The organism is Paraplanobispora takensis (assembly GCF_016863195.1).
GTDB classification, from domain to species: domain Bacteria; phylum Actinomycetota; class Actinomycetes; order Streptosporangiales; family Streptosporangiaceae; genus Planobispora; species Planobispora takensis.
This window is the reverse complement of record NZ_BOOK01000010.1, coordinates 124,386-141,783: the sequence shown is the minus strand read 5'-3', so window position 1 is coordinate 141,783 and position 17,398 is coordinate 124,386. Positions and strand designations below refer to the sequence as shown.

Below are 17,398 nucleotides of genomic sequence, written 5' to 3'. Positions count from 1 at the left end.
CGTGAACCTAACCCATCTCCTCCAGTTTCCTGCCCTTGGTCTCCCTCACCTTCAGCAGTACGAAGACCAGCGACAGCGCCGCGAACAGGGCGTATCCCACGTAGGCGCCGGACAGGCTCCACTCCGCCAGCGAGGGGAAGGAGACCGTGATCAGCCAGTTGGCCACCCACTGCGCGGCGGCGGCCACCGACAGCGCCGCGGCCCTGATCCGGTTGGGGAACATCTCGCCGAGCAGCACCCAGACGACCACGCCCCACGACAGTGCGAAGAACAGCACGAAGACGTGGGCGGCGACCAGGGCGACGGTCCCCTCCGTGCCCGGCAGGGTCACGGTGTCGCCCGCGCCCGGCACCCCGGAGGCGAACGCCCAGGCGGCCACGGCCAGGGAGACCGCCATGCCCGCAGAGCCCACCAGCAGCAGCGGCCGGCGGCCGACCCGGTCGACCAGCGCGATGGCGATGAACGTGCCGACGATGTTGATGATCGAGGTGGAGAAGCTGATCAGCAGCGAGTCGGCCTGGTTGATGCCGACCGACTGCCACAGCGACGCCGAGTAGTAGAAGATGACGTTGATTCCCACGAACTGCTGGAAGACCGAGAGCGCGATGCCGATCCAGACGATCGGCAGCAGCCCGAACGCCGGGCCGCGCAGGTCCCGCAGACGGGTGCGGCGTTCGCTGTGGACCGACTCCCGGATCTCCGCCAGCCTCGTGTCCAGGTCGATGTGCCCGCCCTCCACCTCGGCCAGCACCCGGCGCGCCCGGTCCGTACGGCCGACCGCGACCAGGAACCGCGGCGACTCGGGGATGATCGTCGAGAACAGCAGATAGAGCAGGGCGGGCACCAGGCAGGCGCCGAGCATCCACTGCCAGGCCTGCATGCCGAGCAGCTCGTTGTTGACGTCGCCCCCGGCCAGCTGCGCGATCGCGTAGTTGACGAGCTGGGAGACCGCGATGCCCAGCACGATGGCCAGCTGCTGGAAGGAGCCCAGCCGCCCGCGGTAGGCCGGCGGCGCGACCTCGGCGATGTAGGCGGGGCCGATGACCGAGGCCATGCCGATCCCCACGCCGGCCAGCACGCGCCACATCGCCAGGTCCCAGGTCGCGAACGGCAGCGCCTGGCCCACCGAGCTGATCGCGAACAGCACGGCGGCCAGCTGCATCGCCTTCGTCCGGCCCCAGCGGTCGGCCAGCCCCCCGGCGATCCAGGCGCCGAGCGCCGAGCCCAGCAGCGCGATCGCCACCACGAAACCGGTCTCCACCGGCCCGACGCCGAAGTGTTTCTGGATGCCGGTGACGGCCCCGTTGATCACGGCGCTGTCGTAGCCGAAGAGGAAGCCCCCGATCGCCGCCGCCGCGGTGATGAAGACGACGTGCCCGATGTTTTCTCTGTGGGTGCCCGTAGACAGCGTGCCGGCCATGACAGTCCTTTCCCCCGAAAGGCGCTTTAAGTCATTTCTGCCCATTTCCGTCGGCGGGCATCCCGGTAAAAGCGGCTTCGACCTGCCCGGATGCTTCATCGTGAACCGCACCCCCTCGGTCGGCTCCCGCCGCAGACCCGCTCGCAGCCTCGGCGGCTCCTCGGACACGCCGCCCACTCCCCCGGGCGCCGGTACGGCGGGCGGCCCGGGGGAGTTTCGCGGTTCTCTCGTCAGAGGCGGGGGTCGACCGGCTCCGACTCAAGGGCGAGGACGGCGAAGACCGGTTCGTGCACCCGCCACAGCGGCTCGCCGTCGGCCAGCCGGGACAGCGCCTCCAGGCCGAGCGCGTGCTCGCGCAGGGCCAGGGAGCGCTTGCGGCCCAGGAAGCGGTTGCGCAGGATGTCCAGGCTCTCGGTGTAGTCGGGGCCGTAGATGATCCGCAGGTACTCCCGCCCGCGCACCTTGATCCCCGGCTGCACCCGGTCCAGGCCCCGGCGAGCCGCCCCGGACCGGGACGGCTCCGTCCCGCCGTCCACGGCCGCGTCGCTCTCCGCCGCCTCCGGTCGCGCCCCGGGGACGGTGACCGGCTTGACCACCATGCCCTCGCCGCCGGCGACCGTCAGGCTCTCCCACCACGCCGTCGCCGCCCGCACCGACTCCGGCGAGTCCAGGTCGGCGTAGATGTGACGGGTCGGGGTGATCAGCGGGTCGTCCAGGCGGGACAGCAGGTCCAGGTGCCAGGGGTGCGGCTCGGTGGCCGCGGTCGCCCGGCCCTCGCAGGCCAGGATCTGGAACGGCGCCAGGCTCACGCCGTCAAGTCCCGATACCGGCCGGCAATAACGCGCGTAGGCGTCCCTGAAGCGGGAAGCGTTCACCGAGCGGAGCCGGGCGCGGTCCAACGCATCGCCCACATCCACGCCGCGCCCGGCCGCCGCCTCCAGCGCCGCGACGACCTCCGGCAGCGCGGTGCGGGCCGCGGCCCCCACCGAGGCGTACTGGTCGCGGATCAGTCCTTCGGCCTTGGCCGACCAGGGCAGCAGCTCGCAGTCGAGCACCAGCCAGTCCGAGTCCAGCTCGTCCATGAGCGGCGCGCACACCCGCCGGAGCCGCTCGACCAGCTCTCCGGCGAGCTCCGGGCGGTTGAAGAAGGGCCGCCCGGTGCGGGTGTACACCGCGCCCGCGCTCCCGTCGTCCACCCCGAAGCGCGCCGCCGCGGTCTTGTGGTCCCGGGCCAGTACGGCGACCGCCCGCGAGCCCATGTGCTTCTCCTCGCACACCACCCGGGTGACCCCGGCCTCGGCGAACTCGGCGAACGCCTCGGCCGGGTGCTCCAGGTAGCCCTCCCGCCGGGACGTCTCCGGCGGCGCCATGGTCGGCGGCAGGTAGACCAGCCAGCGCGGGTCCACCGCGAACCGGCTCATGACCTCCAGCGCGGCGGCGGCGTTCTCCTCCCTGACCTTGATCCGGCCGCCGCCGTGGCGCACCTCGATGTGCTTGGTGCCCCGCACGTCGTCGATGGACAGGACTCCCGGGTCGCGGTGGCCGGGGGCCGTCAGCGGCCTGACCGGGTCGTACCACGTCCTCTCCGCGGGCACCGAGATGATCTCCCGGCTCGGGTAGCGCAGCGCGGTCAGCTTCCCGCCGAAGACCACCCCGGTGTCCAGGCAGATCGTGTTGTTGATCCACTCTGCCTCGGGGACCGGGGTGTGCCCGTAGACGACCATGGCGCGGCCCCGGTACTCGCGCGCCCAGGGGTAGCGCACCGGCAGGCCGTACTCGTCGGTCTCGCCGGTGGTGTCGCCGTACAGCGCGAAGGAGCGCACCCGGCCCGAGGCCCGGCCGTGGTAGGACTCCTTCAGCCCGGCGTGCGCCACGACGAGCCGCCCGCCGTCGAGCTGGTAGTGGCTGATCAGGCCGTCCATGAAGGCCAGCGCGGCCGTGCGGAACTCCTCGGGCTCGGCGGCGAGCTGGTCGAGCGACTCCTGCAGCCCGTGGGCGAGGCGCACCTTGCGGCCGTTGAGCGCACGGGCGAGCTTCTGCTCGTGGTTGCCCGACACGCACAGCGCGGTCCCGGCCGCGACCATGCCCATGACCAGCCTGAGCACGCCCGGCGTGTCCGGCCCGCGGTCCACCAGGTCGCCGACGAACACCGCCGTGCGGCCCCCGGGGTGGGACGCGCCGGTGCCGCCGGGCTCGATCTCCCAGCCCAGCTCGCGCAGGAGCGCCTCCAGCTCGGCGCGGCAGCCGTGCACGTCGCCGATGATGTCGAACGGCCCGGTCAGCTCGCGCCGGTCGGTCCACGCCTTCTCGGTGACGACCGTGGCGGCCTCGATCTCCTCCACGCCGCGCAGCACGTGGACCCGGCGGAAGCCGTCCCGGGAGATCTTCCCCAGGGACCGGTTGAGCTCCTTGCGCTGCCGCCGGATCACGTGCGGCCCGAAGTCCCGGTCGGGCCGGGAGGCGTTGCGCCCGGCGGCGACCTCCTCGGGGACGTCCAGGACGATCGCGTCGACCAGCACGTCCTGCGACTTGGCCAGGTCGATCAGCTTCCTGCGCGCGTCCCACTGGACGTTGGTGGCGTCCACGACGGTGAGCAGGCCCCGCTTCAGGCGGGTGCGCACGATGTAGTGGAGCACGTCGAAGGCGTCGGGGGTGGCCGCCTGGTCGTTCTCGTCGTCGGCCACCAGGCCCCGGCAGAAGTCCGAGGAGATGACCTGGGTCGGCGCGAAGTGCCTGCGCGCGAAGGTCGACTTCCCGCTCCCGGACACCCCGACGAGCACGACCAGCGACATGGCCGGCACGGCGATCTCGGTCATCCGGTCCCTCCTGTCCTTTGTCTCTCCTGTGCTGATCCCGGCCATCACGCCTCCCTCCGGGTGAAGACGGCCATCTGGGTGGGCGGTCCCAGCTCGGGGTCGTCGTCGCCGACGGGCCGGAACGCGACGTCGTAGCGGTACTCCTCACCCGCCTTCGCCGCCCAGGCCGCGAACTCCTCCCGGGTCCACTCGAACCGGTGGTCGGGGTGGCGCATGCCCGTCAGGAACTCGTAGCGGACGTTGTACTCGGCGTTGGGCGTGGTCACGACCACGTGCCCGGGACGGGCCGCGCCGAAGACCACCCGCTCCAGGGCCGGCAGGCGGGGCGGGTCGACGTGCTCGACGACCTCCATGAGCACGGCGGCGTCGTAGCCGGCGAAGCGCTCGTCGGTGTAGGTCAGCGCCCCCTGGAACAGCTCCAGCCGCTCCCGCTGGCGCTCCGTCATGCGGTCGAGCTTGAGCTTCCTGGCGGCGATGGTCAGCGCCTGCGAGGACACGTCGGTCCCGGCGACCCGGGTGAACGCCGGATTCGCCAGCAACGCCCCGACCAGCTGCCCGGTCCCGCACCCCAGGTCGATGACCGTGCGCGCGCCCAGCTCCCCCAGCACCCCGAGCACGGCCTCCCTGCGCACCGTGTTCAACGGCCGCTTCCCCGCAACCCCCTCGCCCCTGAGCGCGGAACCCTCCCCGGTCCCGGCGGGCACCTCGGCCCCCACCGCGGACGCGGAACCCGCCTCGGCGGGCGGCGGAGCGGTGAGGGCCGGCTCCGGGGACAGGTCCTCTTCCAGGGGCGGCTCCAGATCCTCCTCCACGTCGTCGCCCAGCTCGGCCAGGCGGGCGAAGGCCGTACGGGTCAGGGCTCCGCGGCGGCCGAGGTAGCGGCGGGTGATGAGGCCCCTGTCGGGGTGGGCGGCCAGCCAGGACTCGCCCGCCCGGATGAGCTTGTCCACCTCGTCCGGGGCGATCCAGTAGTGCTTGGCGTCGTCCAGGACCGGCAGCAGCACGTAGAGCTGGTTGAGCGCGTCGGCCAGCCGGGCCCGCCCGCGCAGCGCCAGCCGTACGTAGCGGGAGTCGCCCCACTCGGGGAAGGCCTCGTCCAGCGGTACGGCGCGCGCCTCGACCTCCCAGCCCAGCGGGCCGAACAGCCGGTGCGCCAGCTCGGGGCCGCCCCGGCAGGGCAGCGCGGGAAGCGTGATCTCCAGCGGGATCGGCGTGGCCGCGAGTTCGGGACGGCTCGCGCAGCGCCCGGAGCGCGCCGTGCGGAAGACGTCGGCCAGCGCACCGGCCAGCAGCGAGGACGCCGCGTAGGGCCGGTCGTTGACATACTGCCCGAGCGCGTAGTCGGGCGTGGAGCGGCCCCGCGAGCGCACCAGGCGGATCGGGTCGACGTCGAGCATCAGCGCCGCCGTGCAGCGCTCCTCGCCCGCCTCCGGATAGAAGACGCGGGCGACGCCGTACGACTGGCCGAACTCCTGTACCCGATCGGGATGCTTGTGCAGCAGAAAGCCCAGGTCGGTGGCGGGACGCATGGTCGTGGAGATCGTCAGCAACACCCTGGACAGTCTGCCGGATGTCCGATTCGTCCGGCCAGCGATTAATGCCCGAGACGGTGCCGACGCAGCCGGAGGACCCTCTCCGGCCGCATCCCGGCCGCGTTCCGGCGAAGAGAAGCACGTTCCGGCGGACTGCGGCCACGAGGGGGCGCCGTCCGCCGGAACGCCGCGGCGCTACACGTGCGGCTTGACCTCGGCCGCGATGAGCTCCAGGTGATCGAGGTCGTTCAGGTCCATCACCTGCAGGTAGATCCGCTCGGCTCCCAGCTCGGCGAACTTCCCGATCTTCTCGACCACCTCGGCCGGGGTGCCCGCCAGCCCGCCGGCGCGCAGCGTGGCGAGATCCTGCCCGACGGCCTCGGCCCGGCGCGCCAGCTCGGCGTCGTCGGTCCCGACGCAGACGGTCTGCGCGGCCGAGAACACGATCGAGGAGCGGCCCTGTTCCTCGCACGCCTCCCGGATCCGGTCGAAGGCGGCGGCCGTGTCCTCGACGGTGCGGAACGGCACGTTGTACTCGTCGGCGAAGCGGGCGGCCAGCCGCGGGGTGCGCCGGGCGCCGAAACCGCCGATGACGATCGGCGGCCGGGGGCTCTGCGCGGGCTTGGGCAGCGCCGGAGAGTCGGCGAGCCGGTAGTGGGCGCCCTCGAAGGAGAACGTCTTGCCCGGAGGCGTGGTCCACAGACCGGTGATGATCTCCAGCTGCTCCTCGAACCGGGAGAAGCGCTCGCTCACCGGCGGGAACGGGATCCCGTACGCGATGTGCTCGTCGTCGAACCACCCGGTGCCCAGGCCCAGCTCGACCCGGCCCCCGCTCATCTGGTCCACCTGGGCCACGCTGATCGCCAGCACGCCCGGCAGCCGGAAGGTGGCCGGGGTGACCAGCGTCCCGAGCCTGATCGTGGAGGTCTCCCTGGCCAGGCCCGCGAGGGTCACCCAGGCGTCGGTGGATCCGGGGCCGGGGTCGCCCGGCCCGATCCGCATGTAGTGGTCGGAACGGAAGAAGGCATCGAACCCCAGCCGCTCCGCGGTCTGCGCGACCGCCAGCAGCTCGTCGTAGGTGCCGCCCTGCTGCGGTTCGGTGAAGATCCTCAACTTCATGCACCCATTATCCGGGCACTCCGGACGGCATCCGCAGAAAGGTCGCGCGATGCCGCCGTGGCTTGCTACCGTTCGAACTCCCGGTGCTCTGAGTATCCGTCCGAATACCCAGTGCGATCGCGCGCGCCGCCGAGAGGGGGAGACATGCCGGTGGCGACAGACCGCTCCGCCGCCCGCCACGCCCGCGGGCCGGGCACTCTGCCCCGCTCCGTCACCGCGTTCGCGTCGGTGACGCTCGCCGCCGCGACCGGCGCCGCCGTATGGCTGCTGCCCACCGAGACCGGCCAGTGGGCCGCGCCCGCCCGGGCCGCGCGTCCCGAGGTCTCGGTCTCCTCGCCGGTCCCGCCGCCCGTCGCCGAGCACGTGCAGGCCGTCGACCTCCCGGACGGCGGCGGCCCTTCGGGGTTCGTGACGTTCGTCGACGTGGTGCGCCACCCCTCCTTCGACCTGCCCCGCGCGGCCAGGCGCGGCGACGTGCGCTGGTTCGCCCTCGGCCACCTCACCGCCGGTCCCGACGGCTGCACCCCCAGGTGGGGCGGGCGGCAGGAGCAGGGCGACAACCCCGCCGCCGCCGGGCTGGGCCGGCTGCGCGCGGCCGGCGGCGACGCCGGTCTGGTCTTCGGCGGCCCCTTCGGCAGGGAGCTGGCGGCCGTCTGCGTCGCGCCCGGCGCCCTGGCCGCGGCCTACCGGCAGGCGGTGGGCGCCTTCGACGCCGTGCACATCGACTTCGAGGTCCAGGACTCGGCCGACCACGAGACCGTACGGCGCCGCGCCGAGGCGCTCGCGACCCTCCAGCGGGAGGCCCAGGCGCGGGGCCGCCCCCTGGCGGTCAGCTTCAGCCTCCCGGCGACCGAGACGGGCCTGTCCCCGCGTGACCAGATGATGCTCCGGACCACCCGGGAGGCGGGCGTGCGCATCGCCGCCGTCAACCTCCTGGTCCCCATCCGCCCGGTCCCCGCCGGCGGGAGCCGCCTGCGCCCCGCGGCCTCGGCCGTGCGCGCCGCCCAGCCCCAGATAGCCGCCGGCCTGGGCGAGCCCACCGCCTCCGAGCGGGTGGCCCTGACGTTCGTGCTGGCCGACCCCGGCGACCTGTCCACGGCCGACGCCCGCAAGGTCGCGGACTTCGCCGCCCGCAACGGGCTGGCCTGGCTGTCGGCCCGCGGCGCCTCCCCCGACCCCGAGGCCGTCCGCCTCCTGGGCGTGCCCCCGCTCTGAGAACCGCCCGTACGGTCCCCGCCCCGGATCCCCGGTCAGTCCCTGACCAGCAGGGCCACGGACTCCACGTGGGCGGTCATCGGGAAGGCGTCGAAGGCCCGCAGCCCGGCCAGGCCGTACCCCCGCTCGCCGAGCCAGGCCAGGTCGCGGGCCAGCGTGGCGGGGTCGCACGAGACGTAGACGATGCGCGAGGCCTGCAGACCGGCCAGGCGCTCGACGACCTCGCGGCCGAGCCCGGTGCGGGGCGGGTCGACGACGACCAAATCGGCGCGCTCGATGCCGTAGCGGTCGAGGGCGTCCTCGACCAGGCCCCGGCCGAAGCGGGCCTGGGGCAGGTCCCTGAGGTTGCGCTCGGCGTCGCGCACCGCCATGGGATCGGCCTCGACGCCGAACACCGCGCCGTCGGGACCGACCGCCTCGGCCAGGGAGGCGGCGAACAGGCCGACGCCGCAGTAGAGGTCCAGCGCCCACTCCCCCGGCTTCGGAGCGGCGAACTCCATGACCGCGGCCAGCAGCGTGGCGGCCGCGCCGGGGTGGATCTGCCAGAACCCGCTGCCGGTGACCTGGAACTCGCGCCCGCCGACGCGCTCGGTGAGGTGGTGGCGGCCGTGCACCGTGCGGGTGCGGCCCCTGCCCTCGTTCACGAAGACGGCCACGCTGTCGTCGAGGTCGGGCACGGCGACCGTACGGCGGGGCTTGGGGGCCACCGCGACGGCCTGGTCCCCCGTCAAGGAGGCGATGACCTCGACCGCGGAGGCGCCCCGCCAGTTCATCACCTCGGCGCCGACGTTCTCCACCTCGGGGTGGGCGATCAGGCAGGCGTCCACCGGCACGATGTCGTGGGAGCGGTGGCGGCGCAGGCCGGGCACGCCCTCGCGGTCGACGGCGAACTGCACGCGGGTGCGCCAGCCCAGCCCGTCGGGGGCGCCCGGGACCTCCTCGACCCGGCCGGTCCACTCGATCCCGGCCAGGCGGCGCAGCTGCTCGGCGACCACGTCGGTCTTCAGCCGGCGCTGCGCCTCCAGGGAGGCGTGCTGCCAGTCGCAGCCGCCGCAGCGGCCGGGGCCGGCGAAGGGGCAGGGCGGGACGACCCGGTCGGCGGAGGCGTCGAGGACCTCCACGGCGTCGGCCCGCAGGAACCGCGCCGTCTCCTCGGTGATCTCGGCCAGGACGCGCTCGCCGGGCAGCGCGTGCCGGACGAACACCACCCGGCCCTCGTGACGGGCGACGCACCAGCCGCCGTGCGCGACCGGGCCCACCGTCAGTTCAATCGCCATCGTCCCCAGATCCCGTCGTGTCGTGCCTCCCTGCCGCCGCAGAGTCGTCGCCGCAGAGTCGTCTACGAAAGGTTATGCCTTGTCGCCGCCGCCGCGTGCCGTCTCCGGCCGGGAACGGCGAGCCGCACCCGCGGCGAAGGGCTCTGGGCGGCCCTTCAGGCGGTCGGAGGAGTGCAGCTGCCAGGGCACGCTGATGACCATCACCCCGGGCTGGAAGAGCAGGCGGCCCTTCAGGCGCAGCGCGCTCTGGTTGTGCAGGATGTGCTCCCACCACCGGCCCACGACGTACTCGGGGATGTAGATGCTCACGACGTCGCGCGGCGAGCGGCGGCGCACCGACTTGACGTACTCCAGGATGGGGCGGGTGATCTCGCGGTAGGGCGAGTCGAGCGTCTTGAGCGGCACCGGGATGCCCCGCCGTTCCCACTCCTCCTGCAGTGCCCGGGCCTCGGCCCCCTCCACGCCCACGGTGACCGCCTCCAGGGTTGAGGGCCGGGTGGCCCTGGCGTAGGCCAGGGCCCGCAGGGTCGGCTTGTGGATCTTCGAGACCAGGACGACGGCGTGGTTGCGGGCGGGCAGCATCGACTCCTCCCCCTGCCCGTCCTCGTCCACGGCGAGCTCGCGGGCGATGTTCTCGTAGTGGCGGTGGATGCCCTTCATCATCAGGAACAGCAGCGGCATGGCCACGCAGACGATCCACGCGCCGTGGGAGAACTTGGTCAGCAGCACGACCACCAGGACCAGGCCGGTCATGACTCCGCCGAAGGCGTTGATCATCCGGGAGCGCTGCATCCGCAGCCGGACCCTGGAGTCGGGCTCGGTCTTCAGGTGCCGGGTCCAGTGCCGGACCATGCCGATCTGGCTCAGCGTGAACGACACGAACACGCCGACGATGTAGAGGTTGAGCAGGCGGCTGACGTCGGCCTGGAAGCCCCACAGCAGCAGGCAGGCCCCGGCCGCCAGGATGGCGATGCCGTTGGAGAAGGCCAGCCGGTCGCCCCGGGTGTGCAGCTGGCGGGGGAGGAAGCGGTCCTGGGCGAGGATCGAGCCGAGCACCGGGAAGCCGTTGAAGGCGGTGTTGGCCGCCAGGAACAGGATCAGCGCGGTGACCGCGGCGATCGCGTAGAAGAAGATCGAGGTGCCGCCGAAGACGGCCTCCGCCACCTGCGCGATGATCGGCTGCTGGTGATAGTCGAGGCCGGCGATGTGCCCGTCGATGATCACGTCCTGGGCGGCGTGGGCGGGGTCGGCGACCTTGACGCCGGAGGCCAGGCCCAGCGTGATGATGCCGGCGAACATCGTCACCGAGATCACGCCCATCATCAGCAGCGTCTTGGCGGCGTTCCTGCTCTTGGGCTTGCGGAAGGCCGGCACGCCGTTGCTGATGGCCTCCACCCCGGTCAGCGCGGCGCAGCCGGAGGAGAACGCGCGCAGGATCAGGAAGGCCGCCGCGAACGAGGTGAGGTTCGTCTGCTCGGCGAGGATCTGGTAGTCCGCGGTGGGCGCGCGCAGTTCCTCTTCGAGGATGAACAGCCGGAAGAAGCCGTAGGCGATCAACCCGAGGACCGCGGCCATGAAGGCGTAGGTGGGGATGGCGAAGGCCGTGCCCGACTCCCGGATGCCGCGCAGGTTCACCATCGTCAGCAGCAGGACGATGAGGATCGCGACCATCGGCTTGTGCTCGGCGACGAAGGGGATCGTGGCGCCGACGTAGTCGACGCCGTTGGCCACCGAGACCGCGACGGTGAGCACGTAGTCGACCATGAGCGCGCTGGCCACGGTGAGCCCGGCGTTGCGGCCGAGGTTGACGGTGGCCACCTCGTAGTCGCCGCCGCCGCTGGGGTAGGCGTGCACGTTCTGCCGATAGGAGGCGACGACCGTCAGCATCACCACGACGACGGCACTCGCGACCCAGGGGCTGAAGTTGTAGAACGACAGCCCCGCCAGCGAGAGGATGGCGAGGATCTCCTGCGGGGCGTAGGCCACCGAGGACAGCGCGTCGCTCGCGAAGATGGGGAGGGCGACCCGCTTGCGGAGCAGCTGCTCGTGGAGCTGCGTGCTGCGCAGTGCACGCCCAATGAACAGGCGTTTGGTGAGGTCCGTCACTTTCGGCACGTCTGACGATGCTAGCTTCCCGTGCACCCGCCCACTCACCCGACGCTCCAGAACGGGGCCATACTGGCTGGGTACCATCGTGAACCGAGATCCGCCTCAACACACCGGCGGGGGAGCATGCATATCGTGATCATGGGGTGTGGCCGGGTGGGTTCGACCCTGGCGCACATCCTTGAGGACAGCGGCCACTCGGTCGCGATCATCGACCGTGACCCGCAGGCCTTCCGGCGGTTGCGCGCCGGGTTCCGGGGCCGCCGGGTCACCGGGGTCGGCTTCGACCGCGACGTGCTGGAGGAGGCGGGCATCGAGTCCGCCGGCGCGTACGTCGCGGTCAGCAGCGGGGACAACTCCAACATCATCTCCGCCCGCGTCGCCCGCGAGACGTTCGGCGTCGACAACGTGGTCGCCCGCATCTACGACTCCCGGCGCGCCGAGGTCTACCAGCGCCTGGGCATCCCGACCGTGGCCACCGTGCGCTGGACCGCCGACCAGATCCTGCGGCGGGTGCTCCCCGAGGGTGCCGAACCGCTCTGGCGCGACCCGACCGGGTCGGTCGTGCTGGCCGAGGTCGCCTACCACCCCGGATGGATCGGCACCAGGACCAAGGATCTGGAGGAGGCCGCCGGCACCCGCCTGGCGTTCGTCAACCGGCTGGGCGAGACGCTGCTGCCCAGGCACGACTCCATGGTGCAGGAGGGCGACGTCCTGTACGTCATGGCGGCCGAGAACGACATGGACCGGATCAACAAGGTGCTCTCCGGAGCGCCGGAGGAAGGTCACTGATGCGCGTCACCATCGCGGGGGCGGGGGCGGTCGGCCGGTCCATCGCCGCCGAGCTCCTGGAGAACGGTCACGAGGTCCTGCTGATCGACGTCGACCCCAAGGCCATCAAGATCGATTCGGTGCCCCGGGCGGAGTGGCTGCTGGCCGACGCCTGCGAGATCTCCTCCCTGGACGAGGCCGGCCTGGCCGACTGCCACGTGGTCGTCGCCGCCAGCGGCGACGACAAGGTCAACCTCGTGGTGTCGCTCCTGGCCAAGACCGAGTACGGCGTGCCGCGCGTGGTCGCCCGGATCAACCACCCCAAGAACGAGTGGCTGTTCAACGAGTCGTGGGGCGTCGACGTCGCCGTCTCGACCCCGCGCCTGCTGAGCGCGCTGGTGGAGGAGGCGGTGAGCGTGGGCGACCTGGTCCGCCTGATGACCTTCCGCCAGGGTCAGGCCAACCTGGTCGAGCTGACCCTCCCGGAGAACGCGCCGGTGGTCGGCCAGCGCGCCGGCTCCGTGCCGTGGCCCACCGACACCGCCCTGGTCGCCATCCTGCGCGAGGGCCGGGTGCTGGTGCCCACCGCCGACGATCCGCTGGAGGCGGGCGACGAGCTGATGTTCGTGGCCAGCCAGGAGGTCGAGGACGAGCTGGCCCAGCTGCTGTCCCCCCACGCCGTCAGGGATCTGTCCGACCGCCCGTGAGCGGACGCGCCCGCCGTACCGCCCGGGGTACGGCGGGCAGGCCGGAGGCGCGCGGTACCGCTTGCGGCAGGGCGGGCGCGCCGGGGCAGCCGCCGGGCCGCGGGCGTGTCAGGACGCGGCGGGCCGCACGGGCGTACGGCCGCGGGTCAGCACCCACACCATCGCGGCCAGGGCCGCGATCTGCAGCGGCCAGCCCATCACGATCTTGAGGATGCCCAGCTCGGCCACGGCGTCGTTGCCGCCGATGAGATAGACCGGGGCCTGCACCGCCACCCGGACCACGCAGGGGATCATCAGCAGCCAGGTGAGCTTGGTGCAGAGCCGCACCACGGCCGGGTCGTCGCGCCAGGCGGTGGGGTCGCCGGTGACCGAGCCGATCAGGAAGCCGACCACCGGCCACCGGGTGACGATCGAGATCAGCATCGCCACGGAGTAGGCGGCGTTGTAGAGGATGCCGGGCAGATAGACGTCCTTGGCCTCGCCGGTGCGGGAGGCGAAGAACCAGCCGATGCCGATGCCGATGAGGCTGTTGATGACGTACTGCGGGGTCGAGCGCTGCACCAGCCGGACCACCAGCAGCAGCACCGCCGCCGAGACGCTGACGATCAGCGAGCGCTGGAGGTCGGCGGTGGCGATCCACATCACGGTGAAGGCGGCCGTGGGCACGGCGGCCTCGATGACGCCTCTGATCCCGCCGAACGCCTTGGCGAGCTGGGACCGTATCGCGGCCTCCACCGTCTCGTGCGCGGCGGCCTGTTCGGTGGTGCTCATCTTCTCGCTCACCGTTTCCCACTCGCCAGTTCTGGGCTCGTCGCGCACTTATGCCCCGTTCGCCGGGCGCAGCTCGTACCGCGGGTTGAACATCACCTTGCGACCATCCTGCATGCTGACGAGGCCTTCGGCCAGCACCATCCGGCCCGGCTCGATGCCGGCGATCTTCCGGCGGCCCAGCCAGATCAGATCGATCACATCCGACCCGTCGTAGAGCTCGGCCTCGAGAGCCGGAGCCCCGCCACGGGGCCTCAGGGTCACCGTTCGTAGTGTACCGGTGACGCAGAATCGGCGACGCCCACCGCATGAAGCGATGGGCGTGGCACCGTGCCTGTCGAGGTCCTGCTGCAGTTCATCGGCTTCCAGCTCGGCCTGGCTTGTGGCCAGCCGCTGGAAGAAGCCTCGCAATCCGCGTTTTCTATGCGGTTCCTGCGAACTCACGACCTCTCCTTTGCGAACGTGTCGAATCAGCGTACGCGATCCGGCACCTCAGCGAACCTCCGCAATCTCAGGTCCGCGCTCGAAGGGGTTGAGGTCGGACTTGCGCCGGCCGGGTCCCTCCTGCTCCGCCGCCTGGCGGGCCTCGGCGGGCAGGCGCAGCTCGATCGGCTCGTGCGGGGCCATCGGCTCGTCGCCGCGGACCACCACGATGTCGCGGACGACGTCCTCCAGCGTCGCGGCGACGTCGGCGTCCAGCGCGGCACGGCCGCTGATCGCCGCCCGCAGGAACCAGCGCGGCCCGTCGACACCGAGGTAGCGGACCGGCTGCATGGCCCCCTCGTTCGGGATCTGCGCGGCCAGCTCGGCGCCGAAGGGCCCCTCCTGCTCCTGCGAGGTGCCGCCGGCGTTCTTCACCGCCTCGGCGAGCTCGGCGCGGACGTCGTCCCAGATGCCGCTCTTCTTCGGCGCGGCGAACGCCTGCACCTGCAGGGCGCTCTCCTGGAACAGCACGACCGCTCCCACGATGCGGTCACCGGCCATGTTGAGCTGCACCTCGAACCCGGCGTCGACCGGCAGGCGCAGCCCGCCGAGGTCGACCCGCTCCCGCTCGGGGTGCGGCTCGTCGGCGTCCCACGGGCCGGACTCGCGTGCCGGCGCCGACTCGGCCTCCTCCACCACCGAGGCCGGTGTGTCCTTATGACGGCGACGTCCGAACATCTTCCTCACGCTCCTTGAACGATTGACTGGCGGCCCTGCGGCCGGCGGGCCGCACCCTGCCCGCTTCCCCTCAACGGCCCGTGGAACCGAACCCGCCGGCGCCGCGCGCCGATCCGGGCAACCGGTCCACCTCGTAGAACGCCGCCTTCTCCACCTTCTGGATCACCAGTTGCGCGATGCGGTCGCCTCTGCGCAGCCGCACCGCCTCCTTGGCGTCGGTATTGATCAGCGTCACCCTGATCTCTCCCCGGTAACCGGCGTCGACGGTGCCGGGGGCGTTCACCAGCGTCACCCCGTGCTTGACCGCCAGGCCGGAACGCGGATGCACGAACGCGGCGTATCCGTCGGGCAGGGCGATGGCCACGCCGGTGCCCACGCTCGCCCGCTCGCCGGGGAGCAGTTCGACGTCCTCCGCGGCGTACAGATCGGCGCCCGCGTCGCCCGGATGCGCGTAGGAGGGCAGGGGCAGGCCGGCGTCGAGCCGGTGGATCAGCACCTCGACCTGGTGGGTCACGGGTTCACCTCGTAATCATGGTGCTCGTCGAGGATGGTCTGGGCGTCACCGTGCTTGGCGAAGTGCTCCATGCCGACCTCGATGAAGAGCGCGGCGGCCCGCACGGCGACCGGGCCGTCCGGCGCCCCGATCCGGCCCTCGGCTTCAAGATATGCCTTCCTGCCGGACATGCCGGTGCACCAGGCGCGCAGGTGCAGCGTGGTGCCCACCGGGACGGGCGCCAGATAGTCGGTCTCCAGCCGCCCGGTGACGTAGGGACGCTGGAACAGCCAGACGGACATGCCGATGACCTCGTCCATCGCCGCGGCCAGCACGCCGCCGTGCGCCAGGCCCGGAGCGCCCTGGTGCGCCTCCCCCACGACGAACTCGGCGGTCACCGAGACCCCGTCGGGGGTGACGGCGGACAGGTGCAGGCCGGTCGGGTGCCGGTCGCCGCAGCCGAAGCAGCGGCTGTAGTGGGATCCGAGCGCGGCGCCGGGCGCGGGCGCGCCGGGCAGGGGCTCGGGGAGCGTGGCTCCGGGCGGAGGTGTGGTGATGGTCGAACGGGTCACGACGGAGAACGTTACCCGTTGTGCTGCGACGATTCCCTATTCACCCGGTGAACGGGAGCCCGCGGACGGCCTGGCGGGCTCCGCCGAGGGCGTGACGGCTTCCCCGGCGGGCGCGGCGGGCTCCCCGGAGGCCGTCCCCGGGGCGGCGGACGTCGTACCGGAGGAGCCGGGCACCGTCTCCGAGGCCGCGGGCGTCGCGCCGGGAGTCCCGGACACCGTCTCGGGACCCGCGGGGCCGGGGCCGGGGCCGGGATCGCCGGGCTCCAGCGCGCGCGCCGACGGTCCCGGGGGCAGCGGGACCGGAGGGTCGCCGGTCAGCTCGGGCAGCGCGCGGTAGATCACCGCGGCGATCGGCACCGCCACCGCGGCCCCGGCGATGCCGCCGACGATGCCGCCCACGGCCAGCACCAGGATGATCGCCAGCGGGTGGAAGCTCAGCGCCCGGCCGACGATCAGCGGCTGGAGCACGTGGTTCTCCAGCTGCTGCTCGACCACCAGGATGCCCACGAAGATCAGGGCGTAGATCGGGCCCTTGGCGCCGAGGGTGACCAGCGTGGCCACGGCCCCGGCGAAGAAGATGCCGACGATCGGGATGAAGCTGGCCAGGAAGATCAGCACCGCGAGGGGCGCCCAGAGCGGCACGCCCATCCCCGCGAGCACGATGCCCATGATCACACCGTGCACCGCCGCCACCGCCACGGTGCCCTGCACGTAGTGCGAGAGCGTCACCCAGGCGGCCCGCCCGGCCCGGTCCACCCGGGGCGTGGCCGAGCCGAACGCCTTGAGGAACCAGGCCCAGATCCGGTCGCCGTCCTTGAGCAGGAAGAACGTGACGAACAGCAGCAGGACGATCGAGGCCAGCACCTCCAGCGCCACGGTGGCGCCGGTGAGGACCGTCTGGGTGATCTGCTGCTGTTGCTGGGTGATCTGTCCCGCGATCCGGTCGATCCACTCGCTGATCTGGGTCGGCTGCAGGTGGAGCGGACCGGTCTGCAGCCAGCCCTGCACCTCCCTGGCGGTCGCCTGGACCTGGGTGACCAGCCGGGGGAACTCCTCGTTGGCCCGCACCCCGATGAGCCATCCGGTGCCGCCCAGTACGGCGAACGCGAACAGCATGGTGACCCAGGTGGCGTAGATCGGGCGCATGCCCGCCGATCTGAGCCTGCGGGTCACCGGGAACAGCAGCGCGGTGAGCAGGAACGCCACGGCCAGCGGCAGCATGACGATGCGCAGGGCGGCCACGAACTGGGCGACGTAGAAGACGGCCCAGCCGATGATGATCAGGCACACGCTCCACACCGCGAGGCGGAGCAGCGTGCTGGGCACCAACTTCGTCAGACGTTCCCGATCGGAGATCACGCGTTCCAGACTGTCACGCCCGGCCCCGGAACGCGCGCCGTTATCCCGCCGGTGCGGGCGTGGGAAGCCGGGGAGGAGGCGG

General features: G+C 72.3%; 15 protein-coding genes. 3 read left to right on the top strand and 12 right to left on the bottom strand.

Features of this window, described 5'->3' with window-relative positions; all coding sequences use genetic code 11:
• Positions 1-7: 7 nt before the first annotated feature.
• The 4 genes from Pta02_RS08200 to Pta02_RS08185 all read right to left on the bottom strand — a co-directional run bounded on the left by Pta02_RS08200 (position 8) and on the right by Pta02_RS08185 (position 6,887).
• Complete coding sequence (locus Pta02_RS08200) at positions 8-1,420, bottom strand: sugar porter family MFS transporter (protein ID WP_203874083.1); 1,413 nt, start codon at positions 1,418-1,420, stop codon at positions 8-10.
• 230 nt (positions 1,421-1,650) lie between these two features.
• Positions 1,651-4,236: a polynucleotide kinase-phosphatase gene (locus tag Pta02_RS08195; protein ID WP_203874082.1), complete on the bottom strand. Its 2,586-nt coding sequence runs from the start codon at positions 4,234-4,236 to the stop codon at positions 1,651-1,653.
• A gap of 44 nt (positions 4,237-4,280) precedes the next feature.
• Positions 4,281-5,789, bottom strand: a complete 1,509-nt coding sequence (locus Pta02_RS08190) for a 3' terminal RNA ribose 2'-O-methyltransferase Hen1 (protein ID WP_203874081.1) — start codon at positions 5,787-5,789, stop codon at positions 4,281-4,283.
• Positions 5,790-5,963: 174 nt separating this feature from the next.
• A complete protein-coding gene (locus Pta02_RS08185; RefSeq protein ID WP_203874080.1) occupies positions 5,964-6,887 on the bottom strand; it encodes an LLM class F420-dependent oxidoreductase in 924 nt (307 codons plus the stop codon).
• A gap of 150 nt (positions 6,888-7,037) precedes the next feature.
• On the opposite strand from Pta02_RS08185, the gene Pta02_RS08180 reads away from it, so the two are divergent.
• Positions 7,038-8,102, top strand: coding sequence for a glycoside hydrolase family 18 protein (locus Pta02_RS08180; protein ID WP_203874079.1), 1,065 nt, complete (start codon positions 7,038-7,040; stop codon positions 8,100-8,102).
• Positions 8,103-8,137: 35 nt separating this feature from the next.
• Here Pta02_RS08180 and Pta02_RS08175 read toward each other — a convergent pair whose 3' ends face one another.
• Together Pta02_RS08175 and Pta02_RS08170 are read right to left on the bottom strand one after the other, a co-directional pair.
• Positions 8,138-9,379, bottom strand: coding sequence for a class I SAM-dependent RNA methyltransferase (locus tag Pta02_RS08175; RefSeq protein ID WP_203874078.1), 1,242 nt, complete (start codon positions 9,377-9,379; stop codon positions 8,138-8,140).
• 72 nt (positions 9,380-9,451) lie between these two features.
• Positions 9,452-11,494, bottom strand: coding sequence for an APC family permease (locus Pta02_RS08170; protein ID WP_203874077.1), 2,043 nt, complete (start codon positions 11,492-11,494; stop codon positions 9,452-9,454).
• A 117-nt stretch (positions 11,495-11,611) separates the two neighbouring features.
• Between Pta02_RS08170 and Pta02_RS08165 the strand changes: the two genes are divergently transcribed.
• Positions 11,612-12,277: a potassium channel family protein gene (locus Pta02_RS08165; protein ID WP_203874076.1), complete on the top strand. Its 666-nt coding sequence runs from the start codon at positions 11,612-11,614 to the stop codon at positions 12,275-12,277.
• A complete protein-coding gene (locus Pta02_RS08160) occupies positions 12,277-12,963 on the top strand; it encodes a potassium channel family protein (protein ID WP_203874075.1) in 687 nt (228 codons plus the stop codon). Before Pta02_RS08165 ends, Pta02_RS08160 begins: the two co-directional genes overlap by 1 nt.
• Before the next feature lie 108 nt (positions 12,964-13,071).
• Here Pta02_RS08160 and Pta02_RS08155 read toward each other — a convergent pair whose 3' ends face one another.
• The 6 genes from Pta02_RS08155 to Pta02_RS08130 form a co-directional block, all read right to left on the bottom strand.
• Complete coding sequence (locus tag Pta02_RS08155; RefSeq protein ID WP_203874074.1) at positions 13,072-13,734, bottom strand: DUF3159 domain-containing protein; 663 nt, start codon at positions 13,732-13,734, stop codon at positions 13,072-13,074.
• Between the two features lie 48 nt (positions 13,735-13,782).
• Positions 13,783-14,175 carry an OB-fold nucleic acid binding domain-containing protein gene (locus tag Pta02_RS08150; RefSeq protein ID WP_203874073.1) on the bottom strand — a complete coding sequence of 131 codons (393 nt, stop codon included), beginning with the start codon at positions 14,173-14,175 and terminating at the stop codon, positions 13,783-13,785.
• Between the two features lie 48 nt (positions 14,176-14,223).
• Positions 14,224-14,892, bottom strand: coding sequence for a DUF3710 domain-containing protein (locus tag Pta02_RS08145; protein WP_203874072.1), 669 nt, complete (start codon positions 14,890-14,892; stop codon positions 14,224-14,226).
• Between the two features lie 70 nt (positions 14,893-14,962).
• On the bottom strand, positions 14,963-15,406 hold the full coding sequence (dut, locus tag Pta02_RS08140) for a dUTP diphosphatase (protein ID WP_203874071.1): 444 nt from the start codon (positions 15,404-15,406) through the stop codon (positions 14,963-14,965).
• On the bottom strand, positions 15,403-15,957 hold the full coding sequence (locus tag Pta02_RS08135) for a PaaI family thioesterase (protein ID WP_203874070.1): 555 nt from the start codon (positions 15,955-15,957) through the stop codon (positions 15,403-15,405). Before Pta02_RS08135 ends, dut begins: the two co-directional genes overlap by 4 nt.
• A gap of 36 nt (positions 15,958-15,993) precedes the next feature.
• Positions 15,994-17,316 (bottom strand): AI-2E family transporter, encoded by a 1,323-nt coding sequence (locus Pta02_RS08130; protein WP_239129894.1) that lies wholly within the window; start codon positions 17,314-17,316, stop codon positions 15,994-15,996.
• Between the last annotated feature and the right edge of the window lie 82 nt (positions 17,317-17,398).

Excerpts from the sequence above, each read along its gene's own strand:
- Pta02_RS08165 (WP_203874076.1), top strand. The coding sequence starts at position 11,612 with ATGCATATCGTGATCATGGGGTGTGGCCGGGTGGGTTCGACCCTGGCG.
- Pta02_RS08200 (WP_203874083.1), bottom strand. The coding sequence starts at position 1,420 with ATGGCCGGCACGCTGTCTACGGGCACCCACAGAGAAAACATCGGGCAC.
- Pta02_RS08155 (WP_203874074.1), bottom strand. The coding sequence starts at position 13,734 with ATGAGCACCACCGAACAGGCCGCCGCGCACGAGACGGTGGAGGCCGCG.
- Pta02_RS08145 (WP_203874072.1), bottom strand. The coding sequence starts at position 14,892 with ATGTTCGGACGTCGCCGTCATAAGGACACACCGGCCTCGGTGGTGGAG.
- Pta02_RS08175 (WP_203874078.1), bottom strand. The coding sequence starts at position 9,379 with ATGGCGATTGAACTGACGGTGGGCCCGGTCGCGCACGGCGGCTGGTGC.
- Pta02_RS08195 (WP_203874082.1), bottom strand. The coding sequence starts at position 4,236 with ATGACCGAGATCGCCGTGCCGGCCATGTCGCTGGTCGTGCTCGTCGGG.
- Pta02_RS08160 (WP_203874075.1), top strand. The coding sequence starts at position 12,277 with ATGCGCGTCACCATCGCGGGGGCGGGGGCGGTCGGCCGGTCCATCGCC.
- Pta02_RS08185 (WP_203874080.1), bottom strand. The coding sequence starts at position 6,887 with ATGAAGTTGAGGATCTTCACCGAACCGCAGCAGGGCGGCACCTACGAC.